This window comes from Streptomyces sp. NPDC018833 (genome assembly GCF_044390825.1).
Taxonomy (GTDB): domain Bacteria; phylum Actinomycetota; class Actinomycetes; order Streptomycetales; family Streptomycetaceae; genus Streptomyces.
In genome coordinates this window covers 127,714-149,127 of record NZ_JBIRZM010000011.1, presented here as the reverse complement: position 1 = coordinate 149,127, position 21,414 = coordinate 127,714, and the positions used below count along the sequence as shown (strand labels likewise).

Here is a 21,414-nt window from a genome sequence, read left to right as displayed (position 1 = left end):
ATCAGATGCTCTTTACATTCATCAGGGTGCCTCACTTGTTCATCGCGTAGATCACGCACCCAGGCGGAGGGGCAGGGGAGGCGTCGCATGCAGGAGCAGGGGGAGGACTGGTGCGGATCGCTCGTCCTGTTCGCCGCCGATGTGACGGTCCTCGGGCAGGGGCAGCCACACCACGGCGATCGCGTGCACGATCCTGTCCGGGCGCTGCGCTGCCCGCTCGCGGCGATCCTCTGGGCCAGGCGCGACTCACGGACCCACGAGGCCGAGGAGCTGGAGCCGGAGCATGTGACCGGGGACGACGTCACCACCATCGCGAACCGGCCCTCCGGGACCTCGTGTTGGGACGCTGCCCACCGGCCCCGTGCGCGCCGTCAGTCCAAAGGTACCGACCTGCGCAGCGGATCACGCAGGTCCGTACCGCGCGCCAGCCAGCGCTCCTGGAGCTCCGCGGCCCCGTGCACGCGCTTCCACGCGGCCTCATTGGACGTCATCGGCAGCAGCGGCAGGAATCGCACGGGATCCATCGGCTCGTCGAGCTCCAGGTCCTCCACCAGACCGCCCGACTCCGCCACCAGCACCGAGCTGAACGGCGCGTCCGGCCACAGCGGTTCACCGACGTCGAGCGAGGCCCCCGGGGCCACGACCACGCCCTCGACCTGCGGGGAGGCGGCCAGTACGGCGAGAGGGCGCAGCACCTTGTCCGTGTCGGCGAGCCCGGCCCGTACCGAAAGGATCAGCTCTGCGCGCGGGCCGGCGACCGGGTCGGCGAAGGCCGCAGTGGGGTCGGTCATCGGCTGTGCGGACATGCCGAGAGTTGCGTACCGCACGATGTTCCCGCCGTCGCCGGGGAAGCGCAGGACCTCGATGCGGTCCGTGCCGAGGAACGTCACCGCGGCGCGCGCGTCCGGTTCGCCGAGGGCGCTGTGCAGTCGGGCCTCGACCAGAGCAAGAACATCTTTCATGTCGCGAGCATAAAACGCGTAAGCAACGGGCAATCAGAGGGATTGGCCCCTAGTCGGCTGATAGGCTTGGCCGCTGGTCGGGGCAGTTCACCGACGGGAGCATCTGCCGGCGGCAGCCGGAGGGCGTATTCCCCGGTCCCCGACGACACGTCATCCCCCAAGGGGGACCGGCCGGAGGAGGTGAGGCTGCGGTGGATCGAAGTCGATCGGGCAGTACCAGCAGCTCTTCCGCACGGCACCGCTCCTCTCGCCACGTCTGATCCGGCGACCGCGGACCGGTGAGCTGAGGCCTTTCCGTACAGGGCCCACGGCATTTCGCACGACGGAAGAGCACTTCCTTTTTGCCTGTCTGTAGCGAACGCCGTCACCGCGACCCTGCGGTGCCGCCCGCTTTGCGGACGTATGTCACACGTCCCCATTCCGGGCTGCGCCACGCCATTCGCCGACGGCCTCTCCGTGAAGGAGCCAGCCATGTCGATGATCCGTGACCTGCGCGCAGCGGTCCGCCCCGCCCTGCGCAAGAGCAGCACGCCGTACAGCACCTACGACACGACGCGCGACCCGTCCGCGTCCAGCGCGGTGGTCGACTGCGCCGTCTACCGCGACGGCAAGCGGCTGGAGAGCACCGCCTGCCAGACGCCGCACGAGGCGATGCTGCAAGTGCGTGAAGGAGGCGGCTTCGCCTGGATCGGGCTGCACGAGCCGACGGAGGCGGAATTCGCCGGTATCGCAGCCGAGTTCGGGCTGCACCCGCTCGCGGTCGAGGACGCGGTCCACGCCCACCAGCGGCCCAAGCTGGAGCGGTACGACGACACCCTGTTCACCGTCTTCAAGACGATCCACTACGTCGAGCACGCCGAACTGACCGCCACCAGTGAGGTCGTGGAGACCGGCGAGGTGATGGTCTTCACCGGGCGGGACTTCGTCATCACGGTCCGGCACGGCGGCAAGGGCTCGCTGCGCGCGCTGCGGCACGGCCTGCAGAAGGACGCCGAGCTGCTCGCCAAGGGTCCCTCGGCGGTGCTGCACGCCATCGCCGACCATGTCGTCGACGGCTACATCGCGGTCGCCGCGGCCGTACAGGACGACATCGACGAGGTCGAGATCGACGTGTTCTCCGCGCCCGCGAAGGGCAGCCCGCGCGGCAGCGACGCCGGGCGGATCTACCAACTCAAGCGTGAGGTACTGGAGTTCAAGCGGGCCGTGTCTCCGCTGCTGCGCCCGATGCAGCTGCTGAGCGAGCGGCCGATGCGGCTGGTCGACCCGGACATCCAGAAATACTTCCGCGACGTCGCCGACCACCTCGCCCGGGTCCAGGAGGAGGTCATCGGCTTCGACGAGCTGCTGAACTCCATCCTCCAGGCCAACCTGGCGCAGGCGACCGTCGCGCAGAACGAGGACATGCGCAAGATCACGTCCTGGGCGGCCATCATCGCCGTGCCCACGGCGGTGTGCGGCGTCTACGGCATGAACTTCGACCACATGCCGGAGCTGCAGTGGAAGTACGGCTACCCGATGGTGCTCACCGGGATCGTCGGCATCTGTCTCATGATCCACCGCATTCTGAAGCGCAACGGCTGGCTGTGAGGCGCCGGCCGGTCGATAGGCTGCGCCCATGACATCCCATCGTCTCGACCAGGCGCTCGTCGAGGAGGCCACGAAGAAGTCCGGCCTCATCTGGGTGCGCGGCGACGGCCCGACGCACGCGCTGTGGCACGTGTGGCACGAGGGTGCCGCGCACGTCGTCGGCGACGGGCCCGGCGAGCAGCCGCTGCCCGGCCTGGTCGACGGCGGGGCCGCCGAGGTCACCGTCCGCAGCAAGGACAAGGGCGGGCGGCTGGTCGCGTGGACAGCCGTCGTACGCGAGCTGCCCCCCGGGTCCGAGGAGTGGGAGGCGGCCGTCGGCGAGCTCAAGGGCAAGCGGCTGAACGCGCCGGACGCGGAGCGGATGACGGACCGCTGGGCGCGGGAATGCCGCGTGCTGCGGCTGGAGCCACGGGACACCATCACCGATCTACCGGACGCCTCGCTCGCCGCGCCGCCGGTACCGAGCCCCGCCATCACCCGCAGGCCCGCTCCGGCGGCCCTGCCGAGGCTCCTCCTGAAGCGCCGCGCCGGCCGCCGCCGCTAGGCGAGCCGACCGCGCGGCACGCCGCCGGCCACAGGCGTGGCCGCCGTGCCTGTGCCCGCCGCCGCGTGCGGGCGTGGTCCCGGGCGCCGGGAGCCGTCACCTGCCTGCCGTGGCCGACGCGTCGTCCATCGTCCGCCCCAGCCGGAACCCGCGCCGCCCGCGGACGTGGCCGCCGCGACCACGGTCGTCATCCGGTGCGCCGTCCGCCGCGACGCCTGGACGCGCTGCCGCCGGTCAGCGGCGGCAGCGTTGCCGCCGTGCCGACCCGACGCCAGCCGCTCATGGGCCGCGCCGCCGCCTGCACGCGTGCCGCCGGGACCACCCTGATGGGACCGGCACCTGCCTGCCGTGGCCGCTGGGCTCCGACGCCTGCCCGCCGTGGCCGCTGGGCTCCGACGCCTGCCCGCCGTGGCCCGCGCATCATCCCTCGTCCGCACCCACACTGCCGCGCCCCACCCGATACGCGCACCCCGCAGGCGTTGCCGCCGTGACCAGGGCCGTCGTGCCCCGCACCGGGGTGCACCGCCTGCGGGCGTGCCGCCGACGCAGCCCTGATGGCGTGGTCACCAAACGCCGTGGCCGCTGGGCTCCGACGCCTGCCCGCCGTGGCCCGCGCATCATCCCTCGTCCGCACCCACACTGCCGCGCCCCACCCGATACGCGCAGCCCGCGGGCGCTGCCGCCGTGACCAGGGCCGTCGTGCCCCGCACCGGGGTGCACCGCCTGCGGGCGTGCCGCCGACGCAGCCCTGATGACGTGGTCACCAAACGCCGTGGCCGCTGGGCTCCGACGCCTGCCCGCCGTGGCCCGCGCATCATCCCTCGTCCGCACCCACCCTGCCGCGCCCCACCCGATACGCGCACCCCGCGGGCGCTGCCGCCGTGACCAGGGCCGTCGTGCCCCGCACCGGGGTGCACAGCCGCCCGTGGAGGTGGTTGCGGGGGTCGCCGTGACCTGGCCGCCGGGTGCCCGCCGTGACCTCGTGACCGGCGTCGTCGTGCCCCGCACCGTTGGGCCGGCGCGCTCGGGCGGCGGGGAGCGGTCACCATGGAAGGCGTGGTCCCCGCCGGACGAGGAGGCAGCATGGTCACGCTGCACATCGAGCATGCGATCACCGATCTCACCACCTGGAAGGCCGCGTTCGACCGGTTCGGCGACTTCCGGCGGAAGCACGGCGTGCGGGCGTACCGCATCCAGCAGCCCGTCGACAATCCGGCGTACATCGTCGTCGACCTCGAATTCGCGACCGCGGGCGAGGCCGAGCGGTTCCGCGACGCGCTCGTCGCGGATGTCTGGACGTCGCGCGAGAAGGCACCGGCACTGATCGGGACACCGGTCACGAGAGTCCTCGACGTCGTCGAGGAGGGATAGCGGCGGAGCCCCGGGGGTGTCAGTCGCCCGAGGTCTTCGGGAGCTGGCCGCCGTAGTCCAGCGTCTCGTCCTTCGACGGCTCGGTCAGTGCGAAGTCCTTGTCCCAGTCGCCGAGCGCGAGGACCCCCGCGCCGCCTGCCCGGGTGAAGCGCAGCGGGTACGGCTTGCCGATCAGCGACACGTCGAGCACGCCGCCGGCACCCTCGGCCGCGAGGACCTCGACGGTCCGCACGCCGCCCACCTCCGTCCGGTCCCCCTTCGTCAGCTTGCCCTGCATGCCGAGCAGCCCGTCAAGCAGCACGTCCATGTCCGTGAAGCCGCGGAACTGCTTGTACGCCGGGTCACCCTTCGGGACCTTCACGTACTTGTCCTGGAGCTTGTCCGCGGCCTCCTCGTCGGACCTGCTCGGCTCCTCGCCGTCCTCGTCGTCCGTGTGGCTCCAGAAACCGGCGTCGGCCTTCAGGAAGAGGGTGTCGCCGATGCGCAGCAGTTCGAACGTGTTGTCCTTCGAGGTCACCGAGCCGGTGCCGCCGTCCTGCTTGAGCCGCATGTTCAGCTTGTACGTCCCGCCCTTGCTGACCAGCGTGCCGGACAACCGCACCGCGGAGGCCCCGTCGGCGGCCGCGCGCGCCTTGTTCTCGATCTGCTGGGCCGTCAGCTTGCCGATCCCGTTGGTGCCCGCGTCCGGGTCCTCGCCGCAAGCCGTGACTCCGGCGGTCAGCCCGGCACACAGCGCGACGGCAAGCACGGCACGACGGGCCCGGCCGGCCGAAGGGAGGGGAGTCACCAGCGCCCTGCCTCTCATCTGTGGGGGGATGGCAGACCGCAGCGTACCTGTGCCGGATGCGCGGTCTTGCAGAGAGCCGTACGGACGTGAGACAGGGCGACCGCGAACGGTACGAGCTAGCCTGAATCACCTGAATCAGTCGAACAACGGCATCCCGGTAAGGAGGGGCGGCATGGCCGCAGGCGCCCCCCGGGTCTTCGTCTCGCACCTCGCGGGCGTACCCGTCTTCGACCCCAACGGTGATCAGGTCGGCCGCGTGCGCGACCTGGTGGCCATGCTGCGCGTCGGGCGGCGTCCGCCCAGGCTGCTGGGCCTCGTCGTCGAGGTGATCAGCCGCCGCCGCATCTTCCTGCCGATGACCCGCGTCACGGGCGTGGAATCGGGTCAGGTCATCACCACGGGCGTGCTGAACATGCGTCGCTTCGAACAGCGCCCGACCGAGCGCCTGGTCCTGGGCGAACTGCTGGACCGGCGCGTGCGCCTGGTGGAGAGCGGCGAGGAGGTCACGGTCCTCGACGTGTCGATCCAGCAGCTGCCCGCCCGCCGCGACTGGGAGATCGACAAGGTCTTCGTCCGCAAGGGCAAGGGCGGGGCATTGCGCCGCAAGGGCGAGGCGCTGACCGTCGAATGGTCCGCGGTCACCGGCTTCTCGCTGGAGGAGCACGGCCAGGGCGCCGAGAGCCTGCTCGCCACCTTCGAGCAGTTGCGTCCGGCCGACCTGGCCAACGTCCTGCACCACCTCTCGCCGAAGCGGCGCGCCGAGGTGGCCGCCGCGCTCGACGACGACCGGCTCGCCGACGTGCTGGAGGAGCTACCGGACGACGACCAGGTGGAGATCCTGGGCAAGCTCAAGGAGGAGCGCGCGGCCGACGTCCTGGAGGCCATGGACCCCGACGACGCGGCCGACCTGCTCTCCGAGCTGCCCGAGGAGGACAAGGAGCGGCTGCTAACGCTGATGCGCCCGGACGACGCGGCCGATGTGCGCCGGCTGATGTCCTACGAGGAGCGCACGGCGGGCGGCCTGATGACCACCGAGCCGATCGTGCTGCGCCCGGACGCCACGGTCGCCGACGCACTCGCGCGCGTCCGTCAGGCGGACCTCTCCCCCGCGCTCGCGGCCCAGGTGTACGTCTGCCGGCCGCCGGACGAGACGCCGACGGGCAAGTTCCTGGGCACCGTCCACTTCCAGCGGCTCCTGAGGGACCCGCCGTTCACCCTCGTGAGTTCGATCGTCGACAGCGATCTGCCGCCCCTGTCGCCCGACACCCCGCTGCCCGACGTCACCAGCTACCTCGCCGCGTACAACCTGGTGGCCGCGCCGGTCGTGGACGAGAGCGGCTCACTGCTCGGTGCCGTCACCGTCGACGACGTGCTCGACCATCTGCTCCCAGAGGACTGGCGCGAGACCGAGTTCGAGGAGTCCGCCCATGGGTAGCGGCGGTGAGCTCGGATCGACCGAGCGGGGCGAGCCTCGCGAGCGCATGCCGGCGGGCGCGAGCGCCGCGTCGCGTGCACGCGTACGGCTGGACATGCCACGCCCGCCGCGCCGCACGCTGCTGCCGGAATACGACCCCGAGGCCTTCGGGCGGCTCTCGGAGAAGATCGCACGGTTCCTGGGCACCGGGCGGTTCATCGTCTGGATGACGGTGACCATCATCGCGTGGCTCAACTGGAACATCTTCGCGCCCGAGGAGCTGCGATTCGACCGGTACCCGTTCATCTTTCTCACGCTCGCGCTGTCGGTGCAGGCCTCCTACGCCGCCCCGCTGATCCTGCTGGCGCAGAACCGGCAGGGCGACCGGGACCGGGTCACCTACGAGCAGGACCGCAAGCAGAACGAGCGGTCGATCGCCGACACCGAATACCTGACCAGGGAGATCGCGGCACTGCGGATGGGCCTCGGCGAGGTGGCGACGCGGGACTGGATCCGCTCCGAGTTCGAGGACCTGATCAAGGAGCTGGAGGAGCGGCGCACCGTATTCCCGTCCGAGCGTCCCGGGCACCGTGACGAAGGCGACCGCTGACAGGGCTTTCCCGAGGCGGGCGGCAGCGCCGTACCATCGTCCCTATGGTTACGGAAGACGCGGTGCTCGAGGCACTGGCGACAGTGAACGACCCCGAGATCAACCGACCGATCACCGACTTGGGCATGGTGAAGTCGGTCGACATCGGGGACGACGGCACGGTCGCCGTCACGGTGTACCTCACCGTCTCGGGGTGCCCCATGCGCGAGACGATCACCAAGAACGTGACCGACGCGGTCGCCCGTGTCGACGGCGTCAGCCGGGTCGACGTCTCGCTCGACGTGATGAGCGACGCGCAGCGCAAGGACCTCGCGGCCTCGCTGCGGGGCACGACCGCCGAGCGGGAGGTCCCGTTCGCCAAACCCGGCTCACTGACCAGGGTGTACGCGGTCGCCTCCGGCAAGGGCGGCGTCGGCAAGTCCTCGGTGACCGTGAACCTGGCGGCCGCGATGGCCGCCGACGGCCTGAAGGTCGGTGTCGTGGACGCCGACATCTACGGCCACAGCGTGCCGCGGATGCTGGGCGCGGACGGCCGTCCCACCCAGGTCGAGAACATGATCATGCCGCCGTCGGCGAACGGTGTGAAGGTCATCTCCATCGGCATGTTCACCCCGGGCAACGCGCCCGTGGTGTGGCGCGGCCCGATGCTGCACCGCGCGCTCCAGCAGTTCCTCGCGGACGTGTACTGGGGCGACCTGGACGTGCTGCTGCTCGACCTGCCGCCGGGCACCGGCGACATCGCGATCTCCGTCGCCCAGCTCGTGCCCAACGCCGAGATCCTGGTGGTCACCACCCCGCAGCAGGCGGCCGCCGAGGTCGCCGAGCGGGCGGGATCCATCGCGGTCCAGACGCACCAGAAGATCGTCGGCGTCGTGGAGAACATGTCGGGGCTGCCGTGCCCGCACTGCGACGAGATGGTCGACGTCTTCGGCACCGGCGGCGGTCAGAGGGTCGCCGACGGCCTGTCGCGGACGACCGGTACGACGGTGCCGGTGCTCGGCTCGATCCCGATCGACGTACGGCTGCGCGAGGGCGGCGACGAGGGCAAGCCGGTCGTGCTGACAGACCCCGACTCCCCCGCTGGGTCGGCGCTGCGTTCGATCGCGGGCAAGCTGGGCGGACGCCAGCGCGGCCTGTCGGGCATGAGCCTGGGCATCACACCGCGCAACAAGTTCTGACGGGGTCCGTCGGGGTCATTCCCTGACCGCGCGGTGACCGGGGCCGAACCGGCGTCGGCCGTGCCCCGGCGCCGCACGGCCTCAGGTGGTCGCCCCGTTGGCCTCATGGGCCGCCCGGGTACGCCTCAGGTGGTCCGGCCTCGTACGGCCTCCGGTGGTCGCCTCGCACGGCCTCCGGTCGCGTCCTCGCCCCCGGCCGGCGGATCTCCCGCCCGGGAGTCCGGGTACGGACGGGTGGGGCAGGGCCCCGCCCGTCACGCGTACGCGGATACGTCCTGCACCACCGAGAACCCGAGCCCGTACGCGCTCATCCCGCGCCCGTACGCGCCGATGTGCACGCCGTTCCCCGTCGTCCCGGCGAGCACCCAGCCGAACTCCGACTCCCGGTAGTGGAACGGCGTCGGCACCCCGTCGACCGGCAGCGACAGCGTCGACCACGCGGGGCCCGCCAGGTCGTGCGCGAGCTCGAACGCGGTCTCCGTCTGCTGGTTCAGCCAGTCGTCGCGCAGGCAGTGGTCCAGCTGCGGCGGCCAGGTGTGCGCCAGCAGCCCCGAACCGGCCAGCAAGGCCGCGGACGAGGCCGTCGTGGCGTCCAGGACGCCCGTACCGTCGTCGCTGCGTCTGAGCGGGCTCGCCGCGACGGTCACGACCACGGCGAAGCGTTCCTTCTCCGCGCCGGCCGCCTCGGACCGTATCGACGGCTCGTCGCCGTGGCCGATGGCGCCGTGCTGGACGGTGCCGTCCGCGGCGGTGCCCACCTGCATCAGTCGGCGTGGGCCGGTGAAGGCCTCGTCCAGCCCGTACCAGGGGAAGCCGGCACTCCTGAAACCGTCGGCCGTACGCCGAGCGGCCGCCGCAGCCGTGCCCCCACCCTCTGTCGCGCGGGGGCCGCTGCCGCCCTGGGCCGACGCAGCGCCGGCCGTGTCCTGCGCCGTCACCCCACTCGTCGTCGCCATCTCCGGCCGCCTCCTCTGTCGTTCATGCCTTCAGCGGACCCGCCCCCCTCGGGCGTCCTCACTGCCGGACAGATGGAGAGAATAGCCATCCCGTCGCTGTGCGCAGGGGATGACAGTGCTCGGGCGTGCTCAGGTGGCGTCCGCGTCGAACGGCGGCCGCTCGTCGCGATCGGCGCCGTCGCGCTTCTTGAGCAGGTCGGGGCCGCCCGCGGGCGAACCGTTCACCACGGCCGGGACGGAGCTTTCCGACACGCCGGAGGGGTCCTTGCCGTTGACGGCGTCCGCGACCTCGTTGATCTCCTTCTTGAGATCGAAGCTGCTGCGGAGCTCCTTCAGGTCCTTGAGGTCCTCGTTCTCCGCGAGCTGCTTACGGAGATACGCCTTGGGGTTGAGGTCCTCGAACTCGAAGTCCTTGAATTCCGGCCCCAGTTCGCTGCGGATGTCCTCCTTCGCGCTCTCGGAGAACGCGCGGACCTTCCGGATGAAGCGGGCAGCGTCCTGAATGACCTTCGGCAGCTTGTCGGGGCCGAAGACGAGCACGGCGAGGATGACGAGAGCCACCAGCTCCAGTCCGCCTATGTCATTGAACACCCTGCTGCTCCTCGTGTTCTCTGCGGCCCGCAGGTCGGATGAGGTCCGGACCGGCTCCACGGTACCCGGCGGAACTGTCGCCCCGGTACCGCCCGGGCACCGCGCACATGGTCATGAGCTGTCCGCCGAACCGAGGGTCAGTGTCACCGTCCGCTCGTCGCCGCCGCGGGTGAGGGTGAGCTCCAGCCGGTCGCCCGGCCGGTGGGCGCGGATCTTGACGATCAGCTCCTCGCCGCTGTGAACCCGCTGCCCGTCGACCTTGGTGATGACGTCGCCCGGCCGGATTCCGGCCTTGTCGGCCGGGCCGCCCGCGGTGACGGACGGGGTGTTGTCCTTGCCCTTCTCGCCGACGCGCGCGCCGTCCCCGGTGAACTTCATGTCGAGGCTGACGCCGATCACCGGGTGTGTGGCCTTGCCGGTGTTGATCAGTTCCTCGGCGACGCGCTTGCCCTGGTTGATCGGGATCGCGAAGCCGAGACCGATCGAACCGGCCTGGCCGCCGTCGGCCCCCACTCCGGTGTCGGCGGCCCTGATGGCGCTGTTGATGCCGATGACCCGCGCCTTGCTGTCCACGAGCGGACCGCCAGAGTTGCCCGGGTTTATCGGGGCATCGGTCTGGAGTGCGTCGACGTAGCTGACGTCGCTGCCGTCGCCCTTCTCACCGCCGGCCGTGATGGGGCGCTCCTTGGCGCTGATGATCCCGGAGGTGACGGTGTTCTGGAGGTCGAACGGGGCGCCGATCGCGACGACGGGGTCGCCGACGCGGACGTTGTCGGAGTTGCCGAGCGGCAGCGGCTTCAGGCCGGAGACGCCGGTGACCTTCACGACCGCGAGGTCATATCCGCTGTCCTTGCCGACGAGGGTGGCCTCGGCCGTCTCCCCGCCGCTGAAGGTGATCGTGATGTCGCCGGAGGTACCCGCCGGGTCGACGACATGGTTGTTGGTGAGGATGTGGCCCTGCCGGTCGAGGACGAAGCCGGTGCCCGTGCCCTGCTCGCCGCCGCCGCTGACGTGCAGGGTGACGACGCTGGGCAGGGCGCTGGCCGCGATGCCGGCGACGCTGTCGGGCGCGCGGTCCCGGCTCTCGCGGTCCGCCTGGGGCAGCTCGACCTGGGTGATGCCGCCGTTGCGCTCGACGTATGCACCGGCGGCACCTCCGATGCCGCCCGCGACGAGCGCGATGACCAGCGCGCCAACGAGCAGCGGACCGCGCCTGCGCTTCCTGGCGGCGGGCTCGCCGGGCTCCGTGAGCGGCCGGCCGGGTGCGCTCCACGGGTCGTACTGGAGCCAGATCGAGTTCAGCGGCTGCGGCCGCTCGGGCGGCTGCGGCTGCGGCTGGTGGAGGTGGTGGGGAGCGGTCGGCTGGGACTGGTGGGCCTGGTGGGGTACAGAGGGCTGCTGGACGGCCGGCTCTGGCCGCACGGGCGGCAGCGGCGCCGTCTGCGCGTCCTGCGGCACGGGAGGCACTGCCTGCGACGCGTGCGGTGCCTGTGGTGCATGGGGTGCGTGTGGAGCCGCGTACTGCGGGGGTACGGGCGTGCCTTGCGCCGGGGTCGGGACGGGCCGCTGCACGGGGGGCGCCGGGGCCCACGGACCCGGGCCGCCGTAGGGCGGGGTGCTGTACGCGTCAGGCTCGTGCAGGGGCGTCGGGCGGGAGGCGGTCGGTGCGGAGGCCGGCGGAGGAACGACGACCGCGTCCGCGGTGCTCGGCTCGGCGGACTGCGTCGCACCCACCGGGACCGTCGCCTCGGCCGCCGCGTGCGGGCTCGCCTCGGGCTCGGTGACCGACGGCTGTGCGTCGGCCACAGCGGCTTGCTCGGGCCCGGAATCCGTCGCCCGTCCCGCACTGGGGCGGCTCCACCACTTCGCCTTCGGTTCGGTGGGCTTCCCGTCGTCCATGCTCTCCCCGCAAACTGCCGGCCTCTGCGGTACCCCCGCGGGGCACGCACCCAGGATTCAACCAGGTTTGCGAATCCCCGCGCAGGGGCCCGCCCTGGGTGCCGTCAGTGCGGGGGTGTCCACGACGGGTGAGGAGCCGTCGGAGCCGCGAGATGCGTCGGGGCCGGGGTGGCGGCCGGCGTGGCGGACGGCGACGCCCCGGAGCCGGTGGCAGGCGGGAGCGCCGACGCCGTGGGCCGTATCAGCGGCGGGAGGGCGGCGGAGTCATACATCAGCAGCGCGGTGGTGTACGGGTGCGCCTGCTGCGGGGCGGGGGGCGCGGTGGGTGCGACGGCGCGGAACGGGCCGCTGCCCTGCCTGGCCGGCGTACCCATCGTGCTGCGGCGCCGGTCGCCCTCCGTGCCGCGCGGGGAGATGGCGCCGCCGGTCGTCGTGGCACCGGAAGAGGATCCGCTCGGCCCGGCGGAGGCGCGCACGGGGGTCACCTTGTTGCCGGCGCCCTGGCCACGGGCGCTGGTCTCACCGGAGACGTCCAGCGGGACGGCTCCGCCGAGCGCGATGGCGGCGAACGACACGGCACTCGCCGCGGCGAACGCGAAACGTCTGCCGCGCCACGGCGACCGCTCAGCGTCCCCGCGGCCCACCTCGTGAATGCGGAAGCCGCCGCCCGCTCCCGGCAGGACGGCCGCGTGCGCGCCCCCGGGGACGTACCCGAAGGTCTCCCCGCGCGGTTCGCGAGTATGTCCCGCCGACGGGTTCAGAGCTCCGAGCACACCGTCGCCGGAGCGGCCGCCGAAGGGGCCCCCGCGGTCGTCGTCGACACCGGGCTCCGCCGGCAGGCCCTGGAGCCGGGCGAGCAGCCCCTCGGACAGCGGCGGTGGCGCGGACTGCGCGAAGACGCTCTTCAGGCGGCGCTGGGCGTCCGCCTCCGCCTTGCACTTGGGGCAGGTCGCCAGATGGGCGAGGACACGGTCGCGCACGTCGTGTTTCAGCTCGCCGTCGACAAGCGCGGCGAGCCGGTCCCCCAGATGCTGCTCCGCCGGGGTCGGACCGGTGCCACTCACGCCGTCCCGCCCTCCACGGCAAGGCAGACCACACCCGCCGGCGACCGCTGCTGCTCGGCACGGGCCTCGGGAGACCGGTGCTGCAGGGCCTTGCGCAGATGCGAGCGGCCGCGGTGGATACGGCTGCGGACCGTGCCGAGCTTCACGCCCAGGGTCGCGGCGATCTCCTCGTACGACAGCCCCTCGATGTCACAGAGGACGACGGCGGCGCGGAACTCCGGTGCGAGGGTGTCCAGCGCCTGCTGCACATCGGCGTCGAAGTGGGTGTCGTTGAAGACCTGCTGGGGGGACGGCTCGCGGCTGGGCAGGCGCTCGGCCGCGTCGTCACCGAGGGCGTCGAAGCGGATGCGCTGCTTGCGGCGGACCATGTCCAGGAAGAGGTTGGTCGTGATGCGGTGGAGCCAGCCCTCGAACGTGCCGGGGGTGTACGTCGACAGCGAGCGGAAGACGCGGACGAACACCTCCTGGGTGAGGTCCTCGGCGTCGTGCTGGTTCCCCGTGAGGCGGTAGGCCAGGCGGTAGACCCGAGCGCTGTGGGTGCTGACGATCTCCTCCCAGGTGGGAGGGGTCCACGCCTGCGATTCCGCATCCGATGCGAAGGTCGCGGTGGCTACGGAGTCGGAGGGCACGGAACGGTCAGCAATGTTGGTCACGGATTTGGGCTCACCCACCGACCTGAGGAAGCGCCTGAGCACTCCGGTCCGATCCGCAGGTGCAGCCGCACCTCCCCTGTCAGCTCTGGTGGTGTCCAGCGGAGCCCCTACCATAGCCACCTCGCCCGTTAGCTCCGGATAAGAATTTTTACGTGGATTTGGGTCCTGCTGCCGGCCTCGATCCATGTACTCCCCCCAATCTCCCCCGTCCTTCTCCAACGTCCGGTCCCATCTGCGGGTTCCCGGCGCAGCGGATACAGTCAGCCTCGCGCCACCTACGGGGACAGGAGAGGGTCATTACCGCCAACCGGCAGACGAGCTGGGCGTTCGCCGACGCCTTTGTCGCCGAGGACGACGCTCTGCGCTGGGCCCGGGAGCGGGCCCGGGAGGCAGGGCTGCCCTCGGTGTCGCCCGGCACCGGCTCCGCGCTGCGCCTGCTGGCCGCCACCGCCGACGCCAAGGCCGTGGCGGAGATCGGGACCGGGACGGGCGTCTCGGGGATCTATCTCCTCCAGGGCATGCGGCCCGATGGCGTGCTGACCACGGTCGATCTGGAGCCGGAGCGCCAGCAGTTCGCGCGGGAGGCGTTCCGCGCGGCCGGCTTCGCGGGGAACCGCGCGCGCTTCATCCCGGGCGGTGCGCTGGACGTGCTGCCGCGGCTGGCCGACGGCGGGTACGACCTCGTCTTCTGCGACGGGGACCGTACGGAGTCGTTGGAGTATCTCGCTGAATCGTTGCGCCTGCTGCGTCCGGGCGGGCTCGTGTGCTTCGAGGGCGTGTTCGCGGACGGCCGCACGGTGGACTCGGCGGCCCAGCCGTCGGAGGTGCTACGGGTGCGGGAGCTGCTGCGTACGGTCCGGGAGAGCTCGGAGCTGCTCCCGACCCTGCTCCCGGTGGGCGACGGCCTGCTCTGCGCGGTCCGCCTCGGCTGAGCGCTCGTGGGGGTGCGGCCCGGCCGTGCCGACTCACCAGCACCGCCCGCCGCGGGGTATCGCCGCGCTCTACCGCCATCCGGCGCTGCCGGGGCGAGCACGGCACCCTCGTGGACGTACGGCCCCGCCGTAGGGACTCGGCGCTCTGCGCCGTACGGCCACACCGCAGGTACGTGCGCTCGTGGCCCGTGGGGCCCGGCCGTCCGGGCGGTGTGCTGACGTCACAGCACCGTGCGGCCCACCGCAGGGTGAGCGCGGCGGTCATCGCCGTGCGGCGGCGCAGGTGAGCCACGGCTCCCTCACCGTGCGGACGTCGCAGCCTGCCGAAACGCCCCGGAGAACACGCACTGCCCCGGCACCTTCGTGCCCGGGGCAGTGCGAAAGATCAGGGGCGTGTCAGCCGACGACCTTCTTGAGCTCGTCGCCCAGCGCGTTCGCTTCGTCCGGAGTCAGCTCGACAACAAGCCGACCGCCGCCTTCGAGCGGAACGCGCATGACGATGCCCCGCCCCTCCTTGGTCACCTCGAGCGGGCCGTCGCCCGTCCGCGGCTTCATGGCCGCCATGCTCGTTCCCCTTCCTGAAACCAGCTCATCGCAGCCGGCGGCCCCGTGAGAGGTGCTGTGTCACCGGCATCGAACACATTGCTTCCAGGCCATTATCCCGCATGGCGGGACCCAAAGACCAACATCAGTCGGCATCGCTTACGCAACGCGCTCTCGCAAAACCACCCAATTCGGCGATCCGCCTGCGATACTTCGCCACCGTCCGCAGCCGTCGCGACGATGATTCTTTGACACAGGTCACATGTCCTGACCCGGTGATCTCCGCCATGCTGGGCCTCGACACTGCCGTCCGAACCGCAAAGGGGACCCGCCATGGCCGACGCCGTGCTGTACGACGTGAACGACGGACTCGCGACGATCACGATCAACCGGCCCGAGGCCATGAACGCCATGAACGTCGAGGCGAAGGTAGCGCTGCGCGACGCCGCTCAGGCGGCCGCCGCCGATCCCGCGGTGCGCGCGGTGCTGCTCACGGCGACGGGCAAGGCGTTCTGCGTGGGGCAGGACCTCAAGGAGCATGTGGAGCTGCTCGCCGCCGACCGCGAGACGGGCAGCAGCCAGACGATGAGCACGGTGCGCGAGCACTACAACCCGATCGTCCGTGCCCTCGCCGGGATGCCGAAGCCGGTCGTCGCGGGGGTCAACGGCGTGGCCGCCGGCGCGGGTCTCGGCTTCGCGCTCGCCGCCGACTACCGGATCGTCGCCGACACCGCCAAGTTCACGACGTCGTTCGCGGGTGTGGCGCTGACCGCGGACTCCGGCGTCTCATGGACGCTGCCCCGGCTGATCGGCCGGAGCCGGGCCGCCGATCTGCTGCTGTTCCCGCGCTCGTTCTCCGCCCAGGAGGCGTACGACTGGGGCATCGTGAACCGCGTCGTCCCGGCGGACGAGCTCGCCGCGGAGGCCGCGGCCGTGGCCCGGGGACTGGCCGAGGGGCCGACCGTCGCGTACGCCGCACTCAAGGAGTCGCTCGCGTACGGCGCCGACCGTTCGCTGAGCGAGGCGCTGGACAAGGAAGAGGAGCTCCAGGCGCAGGCGGGCGCCTCCGCGGACCACGCGATCGCCGTGCAGGCCTTCCTGGCGAAGGAAGCACCCAGGTATCTGGGCCGCTAGCTAGCGCATTCGCGCAGTATCAGGGCCCGGCCCGCGGCGTCCGGTGCCGGGGATCTGACTGTGCCCGAAGGGCTGCGGGGGCCCCGGTCGCAGATCGCCAGGCGGTCTGGCGCGAGGGCGCCTCCCGTGCCCGTAGGGCTAGGGGGGTGGGGCCCCGTCCACGCCGGAGGCCGCGGGGAGTCGGGCGTCGCGGGCCGGGCGAGAGCTTGCGGATACGGCTCAGCCCCGGCGGCCGCGGGCCACGCAGTCGGCGAGGTGGTCGTCGACCAGGCCGCACGCCTGCATCAGCGCGTACGCCGTCGTTGGGCCTATGAAGCGCAGGCCGCGCTTCTTGAGCGATTTGGCCAGCGCGGTGGACTCGTCGCTGACGGGCGGCACATCGGCGAGCGTCCGCGGGACCGGGCGCTGTGCGGCATCGGGGGCGTAGGACCAGATGAGCGCATCGAGCTCGCCGGAGGGCCAGTCGGCGAGCAGGCGCGCGTTGGCCACGGCCGCCTCGATCTTGGCGCGGTTGCGGATGATCCCGGCGTCGGCGAGGAGGCGCTCCTTGTCGGCGTCGGTGAACGCCGCGACGGACGCGATCTTGAAGCCGTCGAAGGCCGTGCGGAAGCCCTCGCGGCGGCGCAGGATCGTGATCCAGGAGAGGCCCGACTGGAAGGCCTCCAGGCAGAGCCGCTCGAACAGGGCGTCGTCGCCGTGGACGGGGCGGCCCCATTCCTCGTCGTGGTACGCCAGGTAGTCCTCGGAGGACAGGCCCCAGGGGCAGCGCGGTGCGCCGTCGGGGCCGGGCAGGGCGCCGCCCGTCACCGGTCCGTCTCCTCGCCCGGCTTGGTGAACGCCTCGCGGCGGCCGCCCGCCGCCGTCTGTGCACCGGCCAGCGCCGACTCCAGCTCGGCGATGCGCGCGTCCCGCTCGGCGAGCTCGGCGCCGAGCCGGTCCAGGACGTCGTCGACGTCCACCATCCGGTAACCCCGGGGGGACACGGGCAGGCGCAGGGCGTCGAGGTCGGCGCGGCCCACCGGGCGGTTCAGCGGCAGGGGGTCGGCCGGCTGCTCGGGCGCCGCCTCGGGCAGGGCCGCGCTGTCGCCGCCGCCGACCACGGCGAGCGTGACCGCGGCGACGACCACGACCATCGCGATCAGCAAGAACAAGAACACGAGCGACCCTCTCCCCGAAGACCCGGGGACACCCCGGGTGGAAACCGTCCCGTGCCGATCGTGCCACGGGACACTGACAGTAGGGTCGCAGGGCGGACGATCTGAGGAGGAAACTGCGGATGCTGCGGCTGGGACGGCGCGAGTTCGACGCGCACGAGCCGGTGATCATGGCGATCGTGAACCGGACGCCCGACTCGTTCTACGACCAGGGCGCCACGTTCCGCGACGAGCCCGCGCTCTCCCGGGTCGAGCAGGCGGTGGCCGAGGGTGCGGCCATCATCGACGTCGGCGGGGTGAAGGCGGGCCCCGGCGAGGAGGTGAGCGCCGACGAGGAGGCGCGGCGCACGGTCGGCTTCGTGGCCGAGGTCCGCCGCCGGCACCCCGATGTGGTGATCAGCGTCGACACGTGGCGGCACGAGGTTGGTGAGGCCGTGTGCGAGGCGGGGGCGGACGTGCTCAACGACGCGTGGGGCGGGGTGGACCCCCGGCTCGCGGAGGTCGCGGCGCGGTACGGCGCGGGCCTGGTGTGCACGCACGCGGGCGGCGCCGAGCCCCGTACGCGGCCGCACCGGGTCGCGTACGACGACGTGATGGCGGACATCCTGCGGGTCACGGTCTCTCTCGCCGAGCGGGCGGTCGAGCTGGGCGTGCGCCGGGACGGGATCATGATCGACCCCGGGCACGACTTCGGGAAGAACACCCGGCACAGCCTGGAGGCCACCCGCAGACTGGACGAGATGACGCGGACGGGCTGGCCGGTGCTGGTCTCGCTGTCGAACAAGGACTTCGTCGGCGAGACGCTCGACAAGCCGGTCAAGGAGCGGGTGCTCGGCACGCTGGCGACGACCGCGGTCTCGGCCTGGCTCGGTGCGCAGGTGTACCGGGTGCACGAGGTGGCCGAGACCAAGCAGGTGCTGGACATGGTGGCGTCGATCGCGGGCCGGCGTCCGCCCAAGGTCGCCCGCCGCGGGCTGGCCTGACGGCCGCCCGCCCGGCACGCCGCCGGAGGCGTCCGGAGCGTGCCGGTCGGGTCGGACGTGACGAACGGGCCTACCTGGCGGTCTCCTTGGTGACCATGGCCACGGCTTCTTCCACGTCGTCCGTGACGTGGAAGAGCAGCAGGTCACGCTCCGAGGCCTTGCCCTCTGCGACCACGGTGCTGCGCAGCCAGTCGACCAGGCCGCCCCAGTACTCGCTGCCGAACAGGACGATCGGGAAGCGGGTGACCTTGCGCGTCTGGACGAGGGTGAGCGCCTCGAACAGCTCGTCCAGGGTGCCGAGGCCGCCGGGCAGAACGACGAAGCCCTGCGCGTACTTCACGAACATCGTCTTGCGGACGAAGAAGTACCGGAAGTTCACGCCGATGTCGACGTGCGGGTTGATGCCCTGCTCGAAGGGCAGCTCGATGCCGAGGCCGACGGAGATGCCCTTGGCCTCCCGGGCGCCCTTGTTCGCCGCCTCCATGGCGCCGGGACCGCCGCCGGTGATCACCGCGAAGCCTGCGCCGACCAGCGCCCTGCCGAGCCGCACGCCCACCTCGTACTCCGGCGTGCCGGGACGGGTGCGGGCGGAGCCGAAGACGCTGATGGCGCTGGGCAGTTCGGCGAGCGCGCCGAAGCCTTCGACGAACTCCGACTGGATGCGCATGACCCGCCAGGGGTCGGTGTGCACCCACTGGGAGTCGCCTTCGGTGTCGAGCAGCCGCTGATCGGTGGTGGTCGGCTGGACCTGTCCCCTGCGGCGCAGTACCGGTCCCAGTCGCTGCTCCTCCAGCGCGCGCAAACCCTCGGAGTTGCTGCTCATGACCTGCTCCCTCCGCCGGACATCATTTTCTTCGGGCCAGCGTAGGTCGGCGGACGTGAAGAATGGCGAAATAAGGGCGATCCACCAGGATGCGCTGGCGGGAAGTACGGCCGCCGGGGGCGCCCGGCGGGTCAGGCGGTGAGCCAGTCCCGCAGCCGCTGCTCGCAGTGTGTGATCTTGTCGATGGCCACGTGCTCGTCCCGCTTGTGGGCGAAGAGCGCGTCACCGGGGCCGTAGTTGACCGCCGGTACACCGAGCGCGCTGAACCGCGAGACGTCGGTCCAGCCGAACTTGGGCTGTGCGGTGCCGCCCACCGCGGCCATGAACGCGGCCGCGGCAGGGTGCGAGAGGCCGGGCAGCGCGCCGCCTGTGTGGTCGTCCACCACGAACTCGCTCACTCCGCAGTCGGCGAATACCTCACGGACATGGGCTTCAGCCTCTTCCATGCTGCGGTCGGGCGCGTAGCGGTAGTTGACGACCACCGTGCAGGCGTCGGGAATGACATTGGTGGCCACACCTGCCTCGATGCCGACGGCGTTGAGGCCCTCGCGGTACTCGAGCCCGTCGATCACCGGCCGGCGCGGTTCGTACGCGGCGAGGCGGGCGAGGATCGGAGCGGCGGCGTGGATGGCGTTGGAACCCATCCAGCTGCGGGCGGAGTGCGCGCGCTCGCCCTCCGTGCGGAGGTGGACCCGCAGCGTGCCCTGGCAGCCGCCCTCGACCTGGGCATCGGACGGTTCGAGGAGGACGGCGAAGTCGCCCGTCAGCCAGTCGGGATGGGCCTCGGCCACATGCCCCAGACCGTTGAGATGTGCGGCGACCTCCTCGTTGTCGTAGAAGACGAAGGTGAGGTCGCGGTTCGGCTCGGGCACGGTGGCGGCGATGCGCAGCTGGACCGCGACGCCCGACTTCATGTCGCTGGTGCCACAGCCCCACAGGATGCCGTTCTCGTCGAGCCGCGAGGGGAGGTTCCCCGCCACCGGAACCGTGTCCATGTGCCCGGCGAGCACGACCCGCTCGCCCCTGCCCAGGTGCGTACGGGCCACGATGTTGTTGCCGTGCCGGTCGACGGTCAGGTGCGGCAGGAGACGCAGGGCCTGCTCGATGGCGTCGGCGAGGGGCTTCTCCTCGCCGCTGACCGAGCGGAAGTCGACCAGCGCCGCCGTGAGCGCCGGGCCGTCCAGAGTGAGGTCAAGCACGGTTTCGGACATGACTCAGACCCTAACGCGACCTCCAGTACCGTGGGCGTCGTGTCCGAGACCGCCTCCTCCGTCCGGCGCGGCCGCCTCCTTCGCTTCGCGGCCGCGCTCCTCGTGCTGCTGGCTCTCATCGCCTACGTCGTCGTGCAGTACGTCACCGGGGGCGGCCCGCCGCGCTGTGTCGTGCGCACGACGGAGGGCAGTGGCACGTCGTACGAACTCTCGACCGAGCAGGCGGACAACGCGGCGACCATCTCCGCGGTCGGCACCACCCGGGGCATGCCCCAGCGCGCGGTCACCATCGCGCTGGCGACCGCCCTCCAGGAATCGGCCCTGCGCAACATCGAGCACGGCGACCGGGACTCGCTCGGTCTGTTCCAGCAGCGCCCCTCCCAGGGCTGGGGGACGCCGCGGCAGATCCTCGACCCGGTCTACTCGGCCGGGAAGTTCTACGACCAGCTCGCCGAGGTCCCCGGCTACTCGCGGCTGCCGCTGACCGTGGCCGCCCAGCGCGTGCAGCGCAGCGGCTTCCCGCAGGCGTACGCGAAGCACGAGCCGGACGCCACGCTGCTGGCCGCGGCGCTCACGGGCCGGGCGGCGGCCACCTTGACCTGTGAGTCCCGGGAAGGCGGCAAGGCCGGCGACCCGGCGAAGCTGCGCGCGGAGCTGGTGCGGGCCTTCGGCGCGGAGGTACTGCCGCGCGGCGGTGCGGGGCGCGGGAACACCGGTGTGCCTGAGACGGCGGAGCTCACCGTCCCGGTGCCGTCCACGGCGGCGGACAACGGCGGGGCGTCCCCCCGCGGCTGGGAGCTCGCGCACTGGGCGGTGGCCCGGGCGGACGCGCTGCGCATCACGGAGATCTCGTACGGAGGCCGGGTCTGGAGCGCGGCGGAGTCCGGCAAGGGGTGGCGGAAGGAGCCCGTCGGCGCGAGCGGCCGTGCCGGAGCGGGTGCGCACGGCGGTGACACCGCCGATCAGGGCACCGGGGACGTCCGCATTCGCGTCGCACAGTAGTCCGGCCACTCCCCCG

General features: G+C 72.0%; 23 protein-coding genes. 10 read left to right on the top strand and 13 right to left on the bottom strand.

Annotation, left to right across the window (positions count from 1 at the left end):
• Window positions 1-51: 51 nt before the first annotated feature.
• Both ACH5AF_RS22385 and ACH5AF_RS22380 read right to left on the bottom strand, forming a co-directional pair.
• The gene (locus ACH5AF_RS22385) at window positions 52-189 is read right to left on the bottom strand and encodes a hypothetical protein (RefSeq protein ID WP_398903516.1); all 138 of its coding nucleotides are present in this window, start codon (window positions 187-189) and stop codon (window positions 52-54) included.
• A 182-nt stretch (window positions 190-371) separates the two neighbouring features.
• Complete coding sequence (locus ACH5AF_RS22380) at window positions 372-962, bottom strand: suppressor of fused domain protein (protein WP_398903514.1); 591 nt, start codon at window positions 960-962, stop codon at window positions 372-374.
• A 471-nt stretch (window positions 963-1,433) separates the two neighbouring features.
• Here ACH5AF_RS22380 and ACH5AF_RS22375 point away from each other — a divergent pair, with 471 nt between their 5' ends.
• From ACH5AF_RS22375 to ACH5AF_RS22365, 3 genes are all read left to right on the top strand, one after another.
• The gene (locus ACH5AF_RS22375; RefSeq protein WP_398903512.1) at window positions 1,434-2,549 is read left to right on the top strand and encodes a magnesium and cobalt transport protein CorA; all 1,116 of its coding nucleotides are present in this window, start codon (window positions 1,434-1,436) and stop codon (window positions 2,547-2,549) included.
• A 28-nt stretch (window positions 2,550-2,577) separates the two neighbouring features.
• Complete coding sequence (locus ACH5AF_RS22370) at window positions 2,578-3,093, top strand: hypothetical protein (protein WP_398903510.1); 516 nt, start codon at window positions 2,578-2,580, stop codon at window positions 3,091-3,093.
• A 1,083-nt stretch (window positions 3,094-4,176) separates the two neighbouring features.
• Window positions 4,177-4,464 carry a hypothetical protein gene (locus ACH5AF_RS22365; protein ID WP_398903509.1) on the top strand — a complete coding sequence of 96 codons (288 nt, stop codon included), beginning with the start codon at window positions 4,177-4,179 and terminating at the stop codon, window positions 4,462-4,464.
• 19 nt (window positions 4,465-4,483) lie between these two features.
• Here ACH5AF_RS22365 and ACH5AF_RS22360 read toward each other — a convergent pair whose 3' ends face one another.
• Window positions 4,484-5,269 (bottom strand): hypothetical protein, encoded by a 786-nt coding sequence (locus tag ACH5AF_RS22360; protein WP_398903507.1) that lies wholly within the window; start codon window positions 5,267-5,269, stop codon window positions 4,484-4,486.
• Window positions 5,270-5,423: 154 nt separating this feature from the next.
• On the opposite strand from ACH5AF_RS22360, the gene ACH5AF_RS22355 reads away from it, so the two are divergent.
• From ACH5AF_RS22355 to ACH5AF_RS22345, 3 genes are read left to right on the top strand one after another with little or no spacing between them, the layout of a single operon-like run.
• Entirely contained in the window at window positions 5,424-6,686 is a 1,263-nt protein-coding gene (locus tag ACH5AF_RS22355) for a magnesium transporter MgtE N-terminal domain-containing protein (protein WP_398903505.1), read from the top strand.
• On the top strand, window positions 6,679-7,275 hold the full coding sequence (locus ACH5AF_RS22350; protein WP_398903504.1) for a DUF1003 domain-containing protein: 597 nt from the start codon (window positions 6,679-6,681) through the stop codon (window positions 7,273-7,275). The genes ACH5AF_RS22355 and ACH5AF_RS22350 overlap by 8 nt, the downstream gene beginning before the upstream one ends.
• Before the next feature lie 44 nt (window positions 7,276-7,319).
• Window positions 7,320-8,453 (top strand): Mrp/NBP35 family ATP-binding protein, encoded by a 1,134-nt coding sequence (locus ACH5AF_RS22345; RefSeq protein WP_215178596.1) that lies wholly within the window; start codon window positions 7,320-7,322, stop codon window positions 8,451-8,453.
• A gap of 254 nt (window positions 8,454-8,707) precedes the next feature.
• On the opposite strand, the gene ACH5AF_RS22340 is transcribed toward ACH5AF_RS22345, so the two are convergent.
• The 5 genes from ACH5AF_RS22340 to sigE all read right to left on the bottom strand — a co-directional run bounded on the left by ACH5AF_RS22340 (window position 8,708) and on the right by sigE (window position 13,730).
• Complete coding sequence (locus ACH5AF_RS22340) at window positions 8,708-9,409, bottom strand: hypothetical protein (protein WP_398903502.1); 702 nt, start codon at window positions 9,407-9,409, stop codon at window positions 8,708-8,710.
• A gap of 129 nt (window positions 9,410-9,538) precedes the next feature.
• On the bottom strand, window positions 9,539-10,000 hold the full coding sequence (locus tag ACH5AF_RS22335; protein ID WP_398903501.1) for a sec-independent translocase: 462 nt from the start codon (window positions 9,998-10,000) through the stop codon (window positions 9,539-9,541).
• Window positions 10,001-10,111: 111 nt separating this feature from the next.
• A complete protein-coding gene (locus ACH5AF_RS22330) occupies window positions 10,112-11,899 on the bottom strand; it encodes a trypsin-like peptidase domain-containing protein (RefSeq protein WP_398903500.1) in 1,788 nt (595 codons plus the stop codon).
• Window positions 11,900-12,003: 104 nt separating this feature from the next.
• Entirely contained in the window at window positions 12,004-12,963 is a 960-nt protein-coding gene (locus ACH5AF_RS22325) for a zf-HC2 domain-containing protein (RefSeq protein ID WP_398903498.1), read from the bottom strand.
• Complete coding sequence (sigE, locus tag ACH5AF_RS22320; RefSeq protein ID WP_398903497.1) at window positions 12,960-13,730, bottom strand: RNA polymerase sigma factor SigE; 771 nt, start codon at window positions 13,728-13,730, stop codon at window positions 12,960-12,962. The genes ACH5AF_RS22325 and sigE overlap by 4 nt, the downstream gene beginning before the upstream one ends.
• Window positions 13,731-13,870: 140 nt before the next feature.
• Here sigE and ACH5AF_RS22315 point away from each other — a divergent pair, with 140 nt between their 5' ends.
• Complete coding sequence (locus ACH5AF_RS22315) at window positions 13,871-14,548, top strand: O-methyltransferase (RefSeq protein WP_398903682.1); 678 nt, start codon at window positions 13,871-13,873, stop codon at window positions 14,546-14,548.
• A 396-nt stretch (window positions 14,549-14,944) separates the two neighbouring features.
• Here the strand turns inward: ACH5AF_RS22315 and ACH5AF_RS22310 are convergent, their stop codons facing one another.
• On the bottom strand, window positions 14,945-15,112 hold the full coding sequence (locus ACH5AF_RS22310) for a DUF3117 domain-containing protein (protein ID WP_215178580.1): 168 nt from the start codon (window positions 15,110-15,112) through the stop codon (window positions 14,945-14,947).
• 312 nt (window positions 15,113-15,424) lie between these two features.
• Here ACH5AF_RS22310 and ACH5AF_RS22305 point away from each other — a divergent pair, with 312 nt between their 5' ends.
• Window positions 15,425-16,225, top strand: coding sequence for an enoyl-CoA hydratase/isomerase family protein (locus tag ACH5AF_RS22305; RefSeq protein ID WP_398903496.1), 801 nt, complete (start codon window positions 15,425-15,427; stop codon window positions 16,223-16,225).
• Window positions 16,226-16,444: 219 nt separating this feature from the next.
• Here ACH5AF_RS22305 and ACH5AF_RS22300 read toward each other — a convergent pair whose 3' ends face one another.
• On the bottom strand, window positions 16,445-17,032 hold the full coding sequence (locus tag ACH5AF_RS22300) for a DNA-3-methyladenine glycosylase I (protein ID WP_398903494.1): 588 nt from the start codon (window positions 17,030-17,032) through the stop codon (window positions 16,445-16,447).
• Window positions 17,029-17,382, bottom strand: a complete 354-nt coding sequence (locus ACH5AF_RS22295) for a hypothetical protein (protein WP_398903492.1) — start codon at window positions 17,380-17,382, stop codon at window positions 17,029-17,031. Before ACH5AF_RS22295 ends, ACH5AF_RS22300 begins: the two co-directional genes overlap by 4 nt.
• Before the next feature lie 119 nt (window positions 17,383-17,501).
• On the opposite strand from ACH5AF_RS22295, the gene folP reads away from it, so the two are divergent.
• Entirely contained in the window at window positions 17,502-18,362 is an 861-nt protein-coding gene (folP, locus tag ACH5AF_RS22290) for a dihydropteroate synthase (RefSeq protein WP_398903490.1), read from the top strand.
• Between the two features lie 70 nt (window positions 18,363-18,432).
• Here the strand turns inward: folP and ACH5AF_RS22285 are convergent, their stop codons facing one another.
• Both ACH5AF_RS22285 and dapE read right to left on the bottom strand, forming a co-directional pair.
• Window positions 18,433-19,185, bottom strand: coding sequence for a TIGR00730 family Rossman fold protein (locus tag ACH5AF_RS22285; RefSeq protein ID WP_398903488.1), 753 nt, complete (start codon window positions 19,183-19,185; stop codon window positions 18,433-18,435).
• A gap of 131 nt (window positions 19,186-19,316) precedes the next feature.
• Complete coding sequence (dapE, locus tag ACH5AF_RS22280) at window positions 19,317-20,396, bottom strand: succinyl-diaminopimelate desuccinylase (RefSeq protein ID WP_398903486.1); 1,080 nt, start codon at window positions 20,394-20,396, stop codon at window positions 19,317-19,319.
• Window positions 20,397-20,426: 30 nt separating this feature from the next.
• Between dapE and ACH5AF_RS22275 the strand changes: the two genes are divergently transcribed.
• Window positions 20,427-21,398 carry a hypothetical protein gene (locus tag ACH5AF_RS22275; protein WP_398903484.1) on the top strand — a complete coding sequence of 324 codons (972 nt, stop codon included), beginning with the start codon at window positions 20,427-20,429 and terminating at the stop codon, window positions 21,396-21,398.
• Window positions 21,399-21,414: the final 16 nt, after the last annotated feature.